This window comes from Blastococcus sp. TBT05-19 (assembly GCF_003319095.1).
In the GTDB taxonomy this organism is placed as follows: Bacteria; Actinomycetota; Actinomycetes; order Mycobacteriales; family Geodermatophilaceae; genus Blastococcus.
Genome location: NZ_QOHI01000004.1, coordinates 251,142 through 265,302, shown reverse-complemented (window position 1 = coordinate 265,302; position 14,161 = coordinate 251,142). Strand labels below are relative to the sequence as shown.

At 75.3% G+C, this 14,161-nt stretch carries 15 protein-coding genes; 6 read left to right on the top strand and 9 right to left on the bottom strand.

All coding sequences use genetic code 11. The annotated features are described in order from the left end of the window. The first annotated feature begins 6 nt into the window (after nt 1-6). Nucleotides 7-1,251 carry an MFS transporter gene (locus tag DQ244_RS12675; RefSeq protein WP_199580372.1) on the top strand — a complete coding sequence of 415 codons (1,245 nt, stop codon included), beginning with the start codon at nt 7-9 and terminating at the stop codon, nt 1,249-1,251. A 49-nt stretch (nt 1,252-1,300) separates the two neighbouring features. Here the strand turns inward: DQ244_RS12675 and DQ244_RS12670 are convergent, their stop codons facing one another. Beyond that, nucleotides 1,301-2,956, bottom strand: coding sequence for an AMP-binding protein (locus DQ244_RS12670; protein ID WP_113811839.1), 1,656 nt, complete (start codon nt 2,954-2,956; stop codon nt 1,301-1,303). A gap of 132 nt (nt 2,957-3,088) precedes the next feature. Here DQ244_RS12670 and DQ244_RS12665 point away from each other — a divergent pair, with 132 nt between their 5' ends. Genes DQ244_RS12665 through DQ244_RS20075 form a run of 3 tightly spaced genes read left to right on the top strand, consistent with a single transcriptional unit; the run spans nt 3,089 to nt 4,398 of the window. Beyond that, complete coding sequence (locus tag DQ244_RS12665; protein WP_113811838.1) at nt 3,089-3,292, top strand: hypothetical protein; 204 nt, start codon at nt 3,089-3,091, stop codon at nt 3,290-3,292. Nucleotides 3,293-3,301: 9 nt separating this feature from the next. Beyond that, the gene (locus tag DQ244_RS20080) at nt 3,302-3,883 is read left to right on the top strand and encodes an MFS transporter (protein ID WP_113811837.1); all 582 of its coding nucleotides are present in this window, start codon (nt 3,302-3,304) and stop codon (nt 3,881-3,883) included. Continuing rightward, on the top strand, nt 3,796-4,398 hold the full coding sequence (locus DQ244_RS20075) for an MFS transporter (protein WP_113811836.1): 603 nt from the start codon (nt 3,796-3,798) through the stop codon (nt 4,396-4,398). The genes DQ244_RS20080 and DQ244_RS20075 overlap by 88 nt, the downstream gene beginning before the upstream one ends. Before the next feature lie 18 nt (nt 4,399-4,416). On the opposite strand, the gene DQ244_RS12650 is transcribed toward DQ244_RS20075, so the two are convergent. Together DQ244_RS12650 and DQ244_RS12645 are read right to left on the bottom strand one after the other, a co-directional pair. Continuing rightward, nucleotides 4,417-5,163 carry an SDR family oxidoreductase gene (locus DQ244_RS12650; protein ID WP_113811835.1) on the bottom strand — a complete coding sequence of 249 codons (747 nt, stop codon included), beginning with the start codon at nt 5,161-5,163 and terminating at the stop codon, nt 4,417-4,419. Then, entirely contained in the window at nt 5,160-5,981 is an 822-nt protein-coding gene (locus DQ244_RS12645; RefSeq protein WP_113811834.1) for an SDR family NAD(P)-dependent oxidoreductase, read from the bottom strand. The genes DQ244_RS12650 and DQ244_RS12645 overlap by 4 nt, the downstream gene beginning before the upstream one ends. 111 nt (nt 5,982-6,092) lie before the next feature. Here DQ244_RS12645 and DQ244_RS12640 point away from each other — a divergent pair, with 111 nt between their 5' ends. Next, a complete protein-coding gene (locus tag DQ244_RS12640) occupies nt 6,093-6,575 on the top strand; it encodes a DNA-directed RNA polymerase subunit alpha C-terminal domain-containing protein (protein ID WP_147251521.1) in 483 nt (160 codons plus the stop codon). Nucleotides 6,576-6,749: 174 nt separating this feature from the next. Here DQ244_RS12640 and DQ244_RS12635 read toward each other — a convergent pair whose 3' ends face one another. Continuing rightward, entirely contained in the window at nt 6,750-7,616 is an 867-nt protein-coding gene (locus DQ244_RS12635; RefSeq protein WP_113811832.1) for a siderophore-interacting protein, read from the bottom strand. A 90-nt stretch (nt 7,617-7,706) separates the two neighbouring features. On the opposite strand from DQ244_RS12635, the gene DQ244_RS12630 reads away from it, so the two are divergent. Further along, nucleotides 7,707-8,306 carry a 5-formyltetrahydrofolate cyclo-ligase gene (locus DQ244_RS12630; protein WP_113811831.1) on the top strand — a complete coding sequence of 200 codons (600 nt, stop codon included), beginning with the start codon at nt 7,707-7,709 and terminating at the stop codon, nt 8,304-8,306. A 51-nt stretch (nt 8,307-8,357) separates the two neighbouring features. Here DQ244_RS12630 and DQ244_RS12625 read toward each other — a convergent pair whose 3' ends face one another. Genes DQ244_RS12625 through folD form a run of 5 tightly spaced genes read right to left on the bottom strand, consistent with a single transcriptional unit; the run spans nt 8,358 to nt 14,114 of the window. Then, nucleotides 8,358-9,854 (bottom strand): aldehyde dehydrogenase family protein, encoded by a 1,497-nt coding sequence (locus tag DQ244_RS12625; RefSeq protein WP_113812028.1) that lies wholly within the window; start codon nt 9,852-9,854, stop codon nt 8,358-8,360. Further along, the gene (gene folP, locus DQ244_RS12620) at nt 9,851-10,813 is read right to left on the bottom strand and encodes a dihydropteroate synthase (protein WP_233491358.1); all 963 of its coding nucleotides are present in this window, start codon (nt 10,811-10,813) and stop codon (nt 9,851-9,853) included. The genes DQ244_RS12625 and folP overlap by 4 nt, the downstream gene beginning before the upstream one ends. Next, nucleotides 10,810-11,439 carry a cyclodeaminase/cyclohydrolase family protein gene (locus DQ244_RS12615; RefSeq protein ID WP_113811830.1) on the bottom strand — a complete coding sequence of 210 codons (630 nt, stop codon included), beginning with the start codon at nt 11,437-11,439 and terminating at the stop codon, nt 10,810-10,812. The genes folP and DQ244_RS12615 overlap by 4 nt, the downstream gene beginning before the upstream one ends. 33 nt (nt 11,440-11,472) lie before the next feature. Beyond that, the gene (gene pabB, locus DQ244_RS12610; RefSeq protein WP_113811829.1) at nt 11,473-13,254 is read right to left on the bottom strand and encodes an aminodeoxychorismate synthase component I; all 1,782 of its coding nucleotides are present in this window, start codon (nt 13,252-13,254) and stop codon (nt 11,473-11,475) included. After that, nucleotides 13,254-14,114 carry a bifunctional methylenetetrahydrofolate dehydrogenase/methenyltetrahydrofolate cyclohydrolase FolD gene (gene folD / locus DQ244_RS12605; RefSeq protein ID WP_113811828.1) on the bottom strand — a complete coding sequence of 287 codons (861 nt, stop codon included), beginning with the start codon at nt 14,112-14,114 and terminating at the stop codon, nt 13,254-13,256. The genes pabB and folD overlap by 1 nt, the downstream gene beginning before the upstream one ends. Nucleotides 14,115-14,161 lie beyond the last annotated feature (47 nt).

The following is a 14,161-nucleotide window of genomic DNA, read 5'->3' as shown; positions in this document are numbered from 1 at the left end:
ATGCCCGTGTCGGAGAACGTCCTGAGCCCTGACCGGACGGCGGGGGAGACCCTCGCCGGCGAGGTCGCCGTCGACCCCGCCACCGGCCGCCCCGCCGGTCGTCCGCAGGCGCTGGTCCTGCTGCTCTCCAGCTGCCTCGCCGTCCTCGGCGCCGTGCTGCTGGCGCCGGTGCTCCCGAGCATCCAGCGCGCCTTCGCCGGCACCCCGGGCGTCGAGGCGCTCACGCCGATCGTGCTGACCGCGCCCGCGCTGGTCATCGGCCTCACGGCGATGGTCGCCGGCCGGATCGTCGACCGGGTCGGCCGCAAGCGCCTGCTGGTCTCCTCGCTGGTCGTCTACGCGGTCGTCGGCACCGCTCCGCTGTGGCTGCCGTCGCTCGAGCTGATCATCGCCAGCCGCGTCCTCCTCGGGCTCACCGAGGCGGCGATCATGACCTGCTGCACGACGCTGCTCGCCGACTACTTCCACGGCTCCAAGCGGGAGAAGTACTTCGGGCTCCAGGTCGTGTTCACGACCGTCGCCGCCACGTTCTTCTTCGGGATCGGTGGCGCGCTCGGTGCGGCCGATTGGCGCACGCCGTTCTGGCTGTACGCGGTCAGCCTGCCGCTCGCGGCGGCGGCCGCGAAGCTGATCTGGCAGCCCGCGCCGCAGGCGCAGGCCGCCGCTCGCACGGGGAAGCTGGAGCCCCTGCCGTGGCGCCGGGTCGGCGCTCCGGTGGCCGTGTCGCTGCTGGGCGGCCTGGTCTTCTACGTCCTGATCGTGCAGCTGTCCTTCGTGCTCGACGGCATCGGCGTGGAGTCGACGGCGACCATCGGTGCCGCCAGCGCCGTCGCCTCGCTCGGCACGGCGGTCGGCGGACTGCTCTTCGGCCGGCTGGCGCAGCGCGGCCCGGCGGTGCTGGTGCCCCTGGCCTTCGCGCTCTCCGGCGTCGGCATCCTGGGCCTCGGCGTCGCCACGTCGGTCCCCGCCGTCATCGCCGCCGCCGTGGTGACCGGCGTCGGCAACGGGCTGCTGCTGCCCTCGCTGCTCACCTGGGCCCTCGGCTCGCTCGCCTTCGAGCAGCGCGGCCGCGGCACCGGCGTCTGGACGTCGGCGTTCTTCGTCGGCCAGTTCTTCTGCCCGCTGCTGGTCCTGGCCCTCACGGGTGCCATCGGCGGGCTCGGATCGGCGCTGACCGTGCTCGGTGCGCTCTCCGTGGCCGCCGCGGTGGGTGTCCGGCTCGGCCGGCCGGAGCCGGTCGCCGCGCACTGAGCTCCCGGCGAGACCCCCTGACGCCGGCCGTCCCGCGGGGCGGCCGGCGTCAGGCGTTGCGCACGGCCGCCGCGGGCTCCAGCCCGAGCTCCGCGACCGACACCTGGCGCATCTCGACCTTGCGGACCTTGCCGGTCACGGTCATCGGGAACTCCTCGACGACCTTCACGTACCGGGGCACCTTGTAGCGGGCCAGCTTGCCCGTGCAGAACTCCCGCAGCGCCTCCGCGGTGAGCGGCTCGGCTCCCTCGCGCAGTCGCACCCAGGCCATGAGCTCCTCGCCGTACCGCTCGTCGGGAACGCCGATGACCTGGGCGTCGACGACGTCGGGGTGGGTGAAGAGGAACTCCTCGATCTCCCGCGGGTACACGTTCTCGCCGCCGCGGATGACCATGTCCTTGATCCGGCCGACGATGGTCAGGTAGCCCTCGTCGTCCATGACGGCGAGGTCGCCGGTGTGCATCCACCGGGCGCGGTCGATGACCTCCGCGGTCTTCTCCGGCTCGTCCCAGTAGCCCAGCATCACCGAGTAGCCGCGGGTGCAGAACTCACCGGGCGTCCCGCGGGGCACGGTCAGCCCGGTGGCCGGGTCGACGACCTTGACCTCCAGGTGCGGGTGCACCCGCCCGACGGTCGCCGTCCGGCGGTCCAGGTCGTCGTCGGCACCGGTCTGGGTGGACACCGGGGAGGTCTCGGTCATGCCGTAGCAGATGGTCACCTCGGTCATGCCCATCTCGTCGACCACCCGCTTCATCACCTCGACCGGGCAGGGCGAGCCCGCCATGATCCCGGTGCGCAGCGACGAGAGGTCGTAGTCGGCGAACCCGGGCAGCCCGAGCTCGGCGATGAACATGGTGGGGACGCCGTACAGCGAGGTGCAGCGCTCGTCCTGCACCGCCTGCAGCGTCAGGGCCGGGTCGAAGCCGGGCGCCGGGATGACCATCGTCGCGCCGTGCGAGGTGGCCCCGAGGTTGCCCATCCCCATGCCGAAGCAGTGGTAGTACGGCACCGGGATGCAGATGCGGTCGGCCTCGGTGTAGCCGCAGCCCTCACCCACGAAGAAGCCGTTGTTGAGCAGGTTGTGGTGCGTGAGCGTCGCGCCCTTGGGGAAGCCGGTGGTGCCCGAGGTGTACTGGATGTTGATCGGGTCGTCGGCCGACAGCTCGGCCGCCCGGCGCGCCAGCAGACCGCGGTCGGCCGCCCGTCCGGTCGCCATCAGCTGCTCCCACTCGGGGGAGCCCAGGAACACGACCTCGCGCAGGCCCGGCCGGTCGGGGCGGACCTCGGCGACCATCGCCCGGTAGTCGCTGGTCCTGAACTCGGGCGCGGAGACCAGCACCGAGATGCCGGCCTGGTCCAGCACGTACGCCAGCTCGGACGTGCGGTAGGCGGGGTTGATGGTCACCAGCACCGCGCCGAGCTTCGCCGTCGCGAACTGGACGAAGACCCACTCCGCGCAGTTCGGTGCCCAGATCCCGACCCGGTCGCCGGTGGCCACGCCGAGCGCGTCCAGCCCGAGAGCGCAGGCGTCGACGTCGGCCACCAGCTCGGGATAGCTCCACCGCCGGCCGGTCGCGCACTCCACCAGCGCCTCGGAGTCGCCCACCCGGGCCGCCGTGCGGTCGAGGTTCGCGCCGATGGTGTCGCCCAGCAGGGGCACCGTCGAGGGGCCGTGGGCGTACGAGGGCAGCGCGTCGGCGGTCACCCGCCCAGCCTAGGGACCGGCGGCGCCTCTTGTGGCCCGGATCACTCCGCCCCTACGCTGCCGTCCGGCTCCGGGCGGTCACAACGGGGTGGCCGCCTCCGCCCCAGCGCCCGCCGCGCGGGAAGGGGATCCATGTCTGTCGTCCCGCACTCGTCCGAGACGGTGACCGCCCAGCTGCCCACCCCCCGGCTCAGCCCGGAGGGGCACGACCCGCAGAGCACCGAGCGGATCCCCGTCAGCGGCCCGCTGCGCCGGCTGCTGGTCTGGTACGGCGTCGCCAGCCTGGGCGTCTACCTGGCCCTCGGCGCGGTCAACAGCGTGCTGCTGCCGCTGTAGGTCGAGGCGGTGGACCCGGCGCAGAAGGCGGCCAACCTGGCGATCGTCACCGCGGTCGGTGCGGTCGGCGGCATGATCGCCCAGCCGATCGCGGGCCTGCTGTCCGACCGCACCCGCACCCGCTGGGGCCGGCGGGCGCCGTGGATCTTCGCCGGGGCGCTGCTGGCCGCCGGCGGCATGGTCGTGCTCGGCGGCATGACCGGGCTGGTGGGCATCGGCGCGCTCTACCTGCTGGTCATGGTGGCGCTCAACATCTACTTCAGCCCCAAGGCCGCGGTCATGCCCGACCGGGTGCCCCGCGGCGTGCGCGGGCTGTTCTCCGCCTCCGGCGGTCTCGGGGTGCTGGTCGGCATCACCGGCGGCATGGGCCTGGGCGCGGTCCTCTCCGGCACCCCCGCCGTCGGCTACACCGTGCTCGCCGTCGTCATCGTGCTCGCGGCCGGCGGGTTCGCGCTGTTCAACCCCGACCACGACAACCGGGGCGAGCCCCGGCCGCCGCTGCAGTGGACGGCGTTCCTCCGGACCTTCTGGGTGAGCCCCGGCGGCACCCCGACTTCGCCTGGGGCTTCCTCGGCCGGCTGCTCACGCTGACCGGCTACTACATCACCACGACGTTCCAGCTCTACGTGCTGCAGGACCACATCGGCCTCGGGGACGACGCCGTCGACGCGATCCCGCTCATCTCGGTGGTGAGCCTGCTCGCCACCCTGGTCAGCACCGTGGTCGGTGGCCCGCTCAGCGACCGCATGGGCCGCCGCAAGCCGGTCGCGGTCGCTGCCGGGCTGCTCATCGCCGCCGGCCTGGTCGCGCCCTGGCTCATGCCGACGATGACCGGGATCATCGTCTTCGCCGTGCTGGCCGGGCTGGGGTTCGGCTCCTACCTCGCGGTCGACCAGGCGCTGCTCACCGAGGTGCTGCCGACGACGGAGGACAACGGCCGCTACCTCGGGGTGCTCAACATCGCCGTCACGCTGCCCCAGGCGCTGGCGCCGGCCATCGCTGGGCTGATCGTGAGCCTGCTGAGCTACGCCGCGCTCTTCCCGATCGCGATGGTGGTCGCGGTGGCCGGTGCGCTGGCGGTCCTGCCGATCCGGTCGGTGCGCTGACCGGACCGGCAGGCGCGCTCAGGTGAGCTTCCGGACGACCGATAGCGGCAGGACCCGCATGGCGACGCCGATCGGCACCCACGGCCAGGACGGCACGTGAGCCTTCGTCCGGCGGGCCTCGATCGCGGCCACCATGGCGCGGACGCCGGTGGGGGTGTCGACCATGAAGCGGGTCTTCTGCTGCACGTGCTCGTTCATCTCCGAGCGGATGTAGCCGGGGTAGATCACCGACACGTCCAGCCCGCGGATGCGCTCGGACCGCAGGCCCTCGGCGATCGAGGCCACGCCTGCCTTGGTCGCCGCGTACGTGGTCATCGACTTCCGCATGCCGCGCAGCGCGGACATGGACGAGATGAGCACCAGGTGCCCGCGCTGCTGGCGGCGGAAGATCTCCAGCGCCGCCTCGGTCTGCGCCAGCGCCCCGACGAAGTTGGTCATCGCCGTCTCGCGGTTGGCCTCGGCGCGGCCGGTGCCCAGCGGCGCGCCCTTGCCGAGGCCGGCGTTGACGACCACCCGGTCGACCGTGCCGAACTGCTCGGCGAACCGGCCGAAGACGGCGGGGACGGCGTCGGGGTCGGTCACGTCCAGCGCCGCGGTCTCGACCCGCCGCCCGGTCGAGGTCCGGATCTCCTCGGCGAGGGCGTCCAGCCGCTCGGTGCGCCGTGCGCAGAGGGCGAGGTCGTAGCCCAGGGCGGCGAACTGGCGGGCCATCTCAGCGCCCAGGCCGGCGCTGGCCCCGGTGATCAGGACGGTGCCGGTGCTCATGCCCGGGCCTCGTCCTGCTCGGCGCGGTGGATGCGGGCGCCCATGCCGCGCATCTGCCGCTCGTACAGCGGCCGGGCCAGGCGCTTGGTCCAGTAGGCGATCTGCGCGTTGCGGTCGGGCAGCACCAGGAAGCGCTTGGCGTCCACTGCCCGCACGACCCGGTCGGCGATCTCGTCGGCGCCGAGCTTCGACTTCTCGATCAGCCGGGTCGCGACGGTGTTCATCAGCGGGTCGTCGTCGCCCAGGGAGGCGGCGAGGTTGGTGCGGAAGAACGTCGGGCAGACGACGGACACGTCCACGCCCCAGGGCCCCAGCTCCCACCGGAGGCTCTCCGACAGCGCGACCACGGCGGCCTTCCCGGCGTCGTAGGACGTCATGGCGGGCGGGTGCACCAGGCCGGCAGCGGAGGCGATGTTGACCAGGTGGCCGGAGCCCTGCTGCTTGAGCATCGGCGCGAACGTGCGGCAGCCGGTCACCGCGCCGAGCACGTTGATGTCGAGCACCCGGCGCCAGTGGTCGGCACCGAGCCGGTCGATCCGCCCGCCGGCGGCGATCCCGGCGTTGTTGACCAGGACGTCCAGCCCGCCGAGATCGGTGCGGACCCGGTCCAGCGCCGCGGCCCAGTCGGCCTCGGCGGTGATGTCGAGGCGCTGGTAGGTCGCGCCGGCCGGGACGTCGGCGGACGGGGCGAGGTCGGTCACCAGGACGCGGTCGCCGCGCGCGGCGTACCGGGCGGCGAGCGCGGCGCCGAGGCCGGAGGCGCCGCCGGTGACGAGGACGCGCCGGGGGGCGGCGGCCGGAGAGGGGCTCGGAGACATGCGCGCACGGTACGGAGGGCCGCCCGCCGTCCCGCCGCCGGTCCGCCTCGGCACCCCCGCGCGCCGCCCGGGGCGGGTCGGGACGGTCCCGGGCGACTAGCGTCGGTGGGCATGCCGAGGAAGTCGCCCGGAGCCGTGCCCGCCCAGACCGTCCGCGAGCTGGATCTGCCCGGTCGCGCGGTCACCGCGCTGACCAGGGCGGGGATCACCGCCGTCGAGGACCTGTCGAGCCTGACCCGGGCCGAGCTGGCCGCCGTCCCGGGGCTGGGCGCCGGGATGGTCGCCGCCATCCGGCAGGTCGTGCCGGAGCCGGTCGGGACGATCACCCGGTCCGCGGCGCCGCGGGACCCGGACGACGAGGACTCGCCGGCCGCGCCGTCGATCCCGTCCTTCGCCTCGCTGCGCGACACCAGCCGTCGGAGCCCGATCGACCTGCTGGTGCCGCAGCAGCTCCCGCTGCCCGAGCCGGAGCCCGCCCGCACGGTGGCGCCTCCGCGTCCGCCCGAGTGGGCCGACCTCTGGCACCTCGGCCTGCGGGTGGCCCGGTGGTGGCTGCAGCAGCCGGCGCGGACCGTGCGGCGCCTGCTCGGCTGAGGCTCCGGCCGCCGGTATCTCCGCGGCCGGACCACCACCACCTGAGCCCGCCACCGCCGCCGTGTGGTGCCGACCGCCGCGCTGCCACGCGGCGGTCGCGGCCAGCACGCGGCGGTGAGGAGACGGCCCAGCCCGGGCCTGACCCGCTCGGTCGCCGACGACGAGCTCCCGCGGTCAGGACCGGACGCCGACCTCCTCGGCCTCGATCTCGGCGTTCCACTCGCGCTTGGTGGCCTGCCAGCGGTCCTCGGTGTCGCCCCGGCGCCAGTAGCCCGAGACCGAGGTCCACTCCGGGTCCAGCCCGCAGGTCTCCCGCAGGTGCCCGCGCAGCGCCCGGACCGCGTACGCCTCGCCGTGCACGAAGACGTGCCCCCGGCCCTCCGGCAGCGGCGTGGCGGTCACGGCGGCGACCAGCGCCTCGCCCGGCGCAGCGTCGCCCCGGTGCACCCAGCGCAGCTCGAGGCCGGGACCCGCGACGACGTCGGCCTGCTCCTCCTCGGGGCCGGCCACCTCGACGAACACCAGGCCGCGGGCGTCCGCGGGGAGCTGCTCGAGCGTCGCCGCGATCGCCGGGAGGGCGGCCTCGTCACCGGCCAGCAGGTGCCAGTCGGCGTCCGGGCGGGGCGAGTAGCCACCGCCCGGGCCCATGAACTGGATCAGGTCGCCCGGGCGCGCGCCGGCGGCCCAGGGTCCGGCGAGGCCTTCGTCGCCGTGGTGCACGAAGTCGATCGTCAGCTCACCGGCGACGGCGTCCCAGCCCCGCACGGTGTAGGTGCGCGTGACCGGCCACTGGTCCGAGGGGTGGTCGGCGCGCACCTGCTCGACGTCGTAGGGGACGCCGTAGGCCGCGCCCACCGGCGGGAAGAGCAGCTTGACGTAGCGGTCGGTCTGGTCGCCCTCGGGGAAGCCCGCGAGGCCCTCGCCACCCAGGACGACGCGGATCATGTGCGGGGTGATCCGCGAGGTGCGCACCACCTCGCCGATGCGGGGCGTGCGCTTGCGCGGCGCTCGCGCGTCGCCGGCGGCTCGTGGCTCGGTCATGGCTGCTCCGTTCCGGCGCCCTGGTGAGGCTGCCCTAACTGGCCACGACGCTACAGCGCAGGCCCGCGCCCGCCGTCCTAGGCTGCCGGCGTGACCACCCCCGCGGAGCCGGCCCTCGCCAAGACCGTGCTCCGCGAGCGCCTGCTGGCCGCCCGGCTGGCGCGGCCGCCGGCGGAGCGGGCGGCGGCCGCCGACGCGGTCGCGGCCGCGCTCGTCGGTGCGCTCCGCGGGCGGGTGTCCACGCTCGCGGCCTTCGTGCCCGACCCGGAGGAGCCCGGTTCCGGCCGGCTGCCCGAGGCGCTCACCGCCCTCGGCGCCCGGCTGCTGCTGCCGGTCGTCCCCTCCACCGGCCGGGTGCTGGACTGGGCCGAGCACACCGGTGAGCTGGAGGTCGGCCGGTACGGGCTGTCGCAGCCGGTCGGTCCCCGGCTGGGCGCCGACGCCCTCGCCGCGGCGGACGCCGTCGTCGTGCCCGCGCTCGCCGTCGACCGGTACGGCATCCGGCTGGGCCGCGGCGGCGGCTACTACGACCGGGCCCTGGCGTACGCGCGGCCGGACGCGGTGCTGGTCACCCTCGTGTTCGACGACGAACGCCTCGAGGAGCTCCCGCGCGAGGCGCACGACCGGCCGGTGGACGCCGTCGTGACGCCGTCCGGCGGCTGGCAGGACCTCGCCCCGACCGCCGGCTGACCGGCCGGGCGGACCGGCGGGGGAGCACCCCACCGGCCCGCCCGGAGCGGGTCAGTGCGCCCCGGCCGCCGCCGCGGCAGCGTCCAGGTGCGCGATCGAGCGGGTGTCCTGGAAGGCCCGGATCCCCTCGATGCCCTGCTCGCGGCCCATGCCCGACTGCTTCATGCCGCCGAAGGGAGCGCGCAGGTCCAGCCGCGTGGCGCCGTGGTCGTTGACCCAGACGTAGCCGCAGGCCAGCTGACCGCCGATCCGGTTGGCGGCCTCGGTGTCCGCCGTCCAGACCGAGCCGCACAGGCCGCCCCAGGTGTCGTTGGCCGCCCGCACCGCCTCGGCGTCGTCGTCGAAGGGGAGCACCGGGATGACCGGGCCGAACTGCTCCTGGGTCACGACCCGCAGCGACGGGTCGGGATCGACCACGATGGCCGGACGCAAGAAGTTCCCCTCGGCGAACTCGCCGCCGGGCAGCTCGCCGAACTCCAGCACCGTCGCCCCGGCGGACTTCGCCTCCTCGATGATCTCGGCGACGAACGCCTTCTGGGCGCTCTGGTGCAGCGGGCCCATCGTGGTGCCCTCGGCCAGGCCGTGGCCGAGCACGACCTTCTCCAGCCGTGCCGAGAGGCCCGCCACCAGCTCGTCCATCCGGGACCGGTGCACGTAGATCCGCTTCGCAGCCATGCAGATCTGGCCGGTGGTGTCGAAGATGCCGGCGAACAGCCGGTCGAGGTGGTCGTCGTCCAGGATCGCGTCCTCGCGGAAGATCGCGGCGTCGTTACCGCCCAGCTCCAGGGTGACCCGGGTCAGGTTGCGCGAGGCCATCTCCATCATCCGCTTGCCGCCGCCCACGCTGCCGGTGAAGCAGACCTTGGCGATGTCGGGGTTGTCGATCAGGCCGGCCATCTCGGTGTCCTTGCCGGTGACGATGTTGAGCACCCCCGGCGGCAGCTTCTCCGCGACCCGCTGCACCAGCCGCGTGATGGCCAGCGGCGTGGTCGGCGGCGGCTTGACGATCGCGGTGTTGCCGGCCAGCAGGGCGTGGGGGAGGGCCGCGCCCAGGATCGCGATCGGCCAGTTGAACGGGACGATGATCGTCACCACGCCGAGCGGCTGGTAGCCCACGGTGGTCTCGACCGGGATGCCCGGGGCCGGGGAGAGCACCTTCGTGCCGTCGACCTCGTCGGCGATCGAGAGGGCGAGCTGCCACCGGATGTCGAAGACCAGCGCGTCGATCCACGCCTCCATGCGGATCTTGCCGTTCTCCAGCGAGAGCACGCGGGCGTCCTCGTCGCGGTCCTCGGCGATCCCCTCGATGGCGGCGGCCATCTGCGCCGCGCGCTCCGTCGCGGACAGGGCGGCCCACGCCGGGAAGGCCGCCTTGGCCGCCGCGACGGCGTCCGCCACGTCCTCCTTCGACGCCGCCGCCGCGGTGCCCACCACGGCACCCGGGCGGGCCGGGTCGATGACGTCCATCGTCTCCGCCGCGGACCGCGCCTCCCCGCCGATGTAGAGCCCCGTCGTCACCGGAGCCGTCGTGCTGACCGTGCTGGTCATGCGGATCGCCACCTCTCTGTGTCTTCCGTTGCCGGCGGGATGCCCGCCGCCGTTCCTTCCGGCGCAGCGTGCGCCGAGCTCTCCGCCGGGCCCGGGGCCCGGTACCGCCGGGTGGCGGCGACCACGCGCACCGCGTCGGCGCTGCCGGTCACGTCGTGCACCCGGACGCCCCACGCGCCCGCGCAGGCGGCGAGCACCGTGGTCGCCGTGGTGGCGCTGTCGCGGTCCCCGGTGGCCGGCACCGGGCCGTGCGCCCCGGCGAGCACTGTGCCGAGGAACCGCTTGCGCGAGGCCCCCACCAGCACGGGCAGGCCGAGCGAGACGATGTCGGCGAGGCCGGCCAGCAGCGCCAGGTCGTGCTCCGGGTGCTTGGCGAAGCCCAGGCCCGGGTCGACCACCAGGCGGTCGGCCGCGACGCCGGCCGCCATCGCGGCGTCGACGCGGGCGCACAGCTCCCGACGCACCTCGCCGACGACGTCGCGGTAGGACGCGGCCGCGTACATGTCCCGGCTGTGCCCGCGCCAGTGCATCAGCACCCACGGCACCCCGGCGTCGGCCACCACCCGTGCCATGCCGGGGTCGGCCAGGCCGCCGCTCACATCGTTCACCAGGACGGCGCCGGCCTCCAGCGCGGCAGCGGCCACGCGGGCCCGCGTCGTGTCGATGCTGACCGCGACGCCCGCGCGGGCGAGCTCGGTGACGACCGGGACGATCCGGCGCAGCTCCTCCTCGACCGGCACGCGCCGGGCGCCGGGCCGCGTCGACTCGCCGCCGACGTCCACGGAGTCCGCGCCCGCGGCGGCCAGGGCCAGGCCGTGCGCCACCGCGGCGCCGGTCGAGTCGTACCGGCCGCCGTCGGAGAAGGAGTCCGGCGTGGCGTTGAGGATGCCCATGACCTGGCACCGGTCGGTGCGCGGCAGCGAGGGACGCATCCGCACCGCGGCGAGGGCCCGGGTCATCCGCGGATCGCCGTCCGCACGTCGGCCTCCACGGCGTCGGCCCGCCGGGCCACCTCGGCGGCGGCGCCGGCCGCCGCCGTGAGGTCGTCGGCCGCGCCCGGCTCGTCCAGGCCGACCAGGTTGGTCTCGACGGCCAGCAGCGCGGTCGTGGCGGCTGCCCGGGCGGCGGCGGTCGCGGCGGCGACGTCGCTGACCAGGTTGCGGTTGGCGACCGGCAGGATGCGCTCGGCCAGCTGCACCAGCTCACCGGCGATCGCGAGGACGGCGCGCGGAGGACGCGCGGCGGCCAGCTGGGCCTCGGCCATCGCCCGCCGGCGGGCCTCCTTCTCCTCGTCGCTGCCGCGCGGCAGCTTCATCGCCTCGGCCACGGCGGAGAAGGCTGTCTCGTCGTCGGCGGCGGCCTCCAGGGCGGCGGCCCGGTGGCGGTCGGCCTCGGCCACGACCGCACCGACCAGGTCCGCGTGCTCCTCGTCGGGGGTGAACCGCCCGACCATGGCGACCAGCGACGCGGCCAGGGCCGCCTCGATCGCCGCGGCGGCGCCGGCGCCGGGCGCGGACAGGCGCGCGGCGAGCTCGTCGAGGAACTGGCCCATCGACTGGCGGGGCAGGTCGGGGTCGGTGTCCATGGCTCCGGTCTCAGCGGGTCGGCGGGGAAGTGGTCAGGAGGAGGGCTGCAGGGCGGGGCCGGGCGGCTGGCGGACGACGAGGGTCGCGGGACGCCAGCCGCGCAGCGAGCTGACGACGGCGATCTCCTCGGCGGCGAGCAGGTCGGCCGGCCGGAGCACCCGCTCGCGCAGGAGCCCGAGGTCCAGCAGTCGCGCCCGCTCCACGCCGGGCAGGCAGCCCGAGGTGGTCGGCGGCGTCCACCACCGACCGTCCAGGCGCACCGCGAGGGTGGCGATCGTGGTCTCGGTGACCTCGCCCGCCTGGTTCACCAGGACCACGTCGTCGGCCCCGGGGTGCCGGAGCGCGGCGGCGACGTAGACCCCGCGCCGGGTGCTCTTGTGCTGCAGCCACGGGTCGTCCGCGTCGACCGGCTCGTCGTCCAGGGCCAACCGCACGGGACCATCTGACGGCGGCGGCGGCGCCCCGACCCCGACCTCCACGGTGCCGTCGCGGGACAGCAGCACGCGGAGGCGGGCCGGCCCGGTCCGCCCGGCGACCGACCTCCCGACGGCCGCGCGGACCGCCTCGACGTCGCAGCGGAAGCCGGCCCACTCCGCGGAGTCGACCAGCCGGGCCAGGTGCCGGTCGAGGTTGCGCGGCCCGGTGCCGGGGTCGAGGGCGAGGGTCTCCAGCAGCCGGTGCTCGGCGGCGTCGTGGGTGAGCACGGCGGCCTTGGCGTGCAGCTCGGCCCGCTCGCGGGCGGCGTCGGAGTCCCAGGTGATGCCCCCGCCGGCGCCGTAGACGGCCCGGCCGGTGGCGCGGTCGAGCACGACGGTCCGGATGGCGACGTTGAACCGCGCCCGGAACGGCGCCGTCGGTGGCGCGACCAGGCCGACGGCGCCGCAGTAGATCCCCCGCGGGGTCGGCTCCAGCTCGCTGATGAGCTCCATCGTGCGCTGCTTGGGCGCCCCGGTGACCGAGCCGCAGGGGAACAGCGCCCGGAACAGCTCGAGCAGCCCGGTGCCGGGGCGCACCCGCGCGGAGACCTCCGAGGTCAGCTGCCACACCGTCGGGTAGCGCTCCAGCGTGAACAGCTCGTCCACCCGCACGCTGCCGATCTCGGCCACCCGGCCGAGGTCGTTGCGCAGCAGGTCGACGATCATCAGGTTCTCGGCGCGCTCCTTGGCGCTGGCGCGCAGGGCCGCCGACCGCTCCCGGTCCTCTGCCGTGGTGCGGCCGCGGGCGGCCGTGCCCTTCATCGGGCGGGTGCGGACCTCGTCGCCGGCCCACTCGAAGAACAGCTCGGGGCTGGCGCTGGCGACCACGTGCCGCCCCAGGTCCAGGTAGGCGTTGTGCGCTCCCCGCTGGGCGAGGGCAAGGCGCGCGTACAGCTCCTCGGGGTTCCCGGGAACGGCCGAGCGGAGCCGGTCGGTCAGGTTGCACTGGTAGGTCTCACCGGCGGCGATCCGCTCCCGCACGGTGGCGACGGCGGCGGCGTGCCCGGTGTCCGACCAGTCCGGCAGCCAGGTGGTGTCGTCGGCGGCAGCGGCGGGCGGCGTCACGGGGTCCACCGGGACCGGCTCGTCGCAGAGCCCGAACCAGACCAGCGGCTCGCCGTCGGTGGTCCGGCCCGGCAGCCGCGGGTCGAGCCCGGACGCCGCCTCGTAGGCCACGTAGCCGAACGCCCAGCTGCCGCGCTCGGTCGCGTCGTGCACCTCCTGGAGCACGCCGGCGACCTCGTCGGGCCGGTTCGCGGTCAGCACCTGCCGCGGCGGGGGGCAGCGCAGGGCCGTCCCCGCCCGCAGGTCGTCGAACCGCGCCCACGGCCCGGGCATCAGTCGCCGAGCCCCTGCTGGGCCTTGGCCGCGGTGAGCGTGTTGGCCAGCAGCATCGCGATGGTCATGGGCCCGACCCCGCCGGGGACCGGGGTCAGCAGCCCGGCGACCTCGGCGACCTCGTCGTATCGGACGTCGCCGACGAGCCCGTTCTCGCCGCGGTGGATGCCGACGTCGATGACGGTGGCACCGGGCCGGACGGCGTCGGCACCGATGAGGCCCGGGATGCCGGCCGCGACCACGAGCACGTCGGCCCGGCGGCACACCTCGGCGACGTCGCGGGTGCGGGAGTGGCAGGTCGTCACCGTCGCGTTCCGGCCCAGCAGCAGCTGCGCCATCGGCTTGCCCACCAGCGCGGACCGGCCGACCACCACGGCCTCGGCGCCGGACAGCTCGACGTCGTACTCGTCCAGCAGCCGCATCACCCCGGCCGGCGTGCACGGGCGCAGGCCCGGCCGGCCCTGGGCGAGGAGCCCGGCGTTGGGCGTGGTCAGCCCGTCGACGTCCTTCTCCGCCGGGATGCGGAGCACCAGCGCGTCGGAGTCCAGGTGCTTCGGCGTGGGCAGCTGCAGCAGGATGCCGGACACCGCCGGATCGGCGGCGAGCTCGTCGAGCAGGGCCTCCGCCGTCGCCTGGTCGACGTCGCCGGGCAGGTGCCGGTGCTGGTCGACCATGCCGGCCTCGACGCTGAGCCGGCGCTTGTTGCGGACGTACACCTCCGACGCCGGGTCGTCGCCGACCAGGACCGTCGCGAGGCCCGGCGCGGTGCCACCGGCGGCGAGCAGCTGCTCCACCCCGCGGGCGACCTCGGCCCGCACCTCGCGCGCGACGGCCGTGCCGTCGATCACCCGGGCCGTCATCGGAGCGTTCCTGCGGCGGGAGGGAGCGTGGTCATGGGATCTCCGGT

Coding starts and splice junctions, on each gene's coding strand:
- DQ244_RS12625 (WP_113812028.1), bottom strand. CDS start 9,854: ATGACCAGCACGGTCAGCACGACGGCTCCGGTGACGACGGGGCTCTAC.
- DQ244_RS12635 (WP_113811832.1), bottom strand. CDS start 7,616: ATGACCGAGCCACGAGCCGCCGGCGACGCGCGAGCGCCGCGCAAGCGC.
- folP (WP_233491358.1), bottom strand. CDS start 10,813: ATGACCCGGGCCCTCGCCGCGGTGCGGATGCGTCCCTCGCTGCCGCGC.
- DQ244_RS12645 (WP_113811834.1), bottom strand. CDS start 5,981: ATGTCTCCGAGCCCCTCTCCGGCCGCCGCCCCCCGGCGCGTCCTCGTC.
- folD (WP_113811828.1), bottom strand. CDS start 14,114: ATGACGGCCCGGGTGATCGACGGCACGGCCGTCGCGCGCGAGGTGCGG.
- pabB (WP_113811829.1), bottom strand. CDS start 13,254: ATGCCCGGGCCGTGGGCGCGGTTCGACGACCTGCGGGCGGGGACGGCC.
- DQ244_RS12665 (WP_113811838.1), top strand. CDS start 3,089: ATGTCTGTCGTCCCGCACTCGTCCGAGACGGTGACCGCCCAGCTGCCC.
- DQ244_RS12640 (WP_147251521.1), top strand. CDS start 6,093: ATGCCGAGGAAGTCGCCCGGAGCCGTGCCCGCCCAGACCGTCCGCGAG.
- DQ244_RS12650 (WP_113811835.1), bottom strand. CDS start 5,163: ATGAGCACCGGCACCGTCCTGATCACCGGGGCCAGCGCCGGCCTGGGC.
- DQ244_RS12615 (WP_113811830.1), bottom strand. CDS start 11,439: ATGGACACCGACCCCGACCTGCCCCGCCAGTCGATGGGCCAGTTCCTC.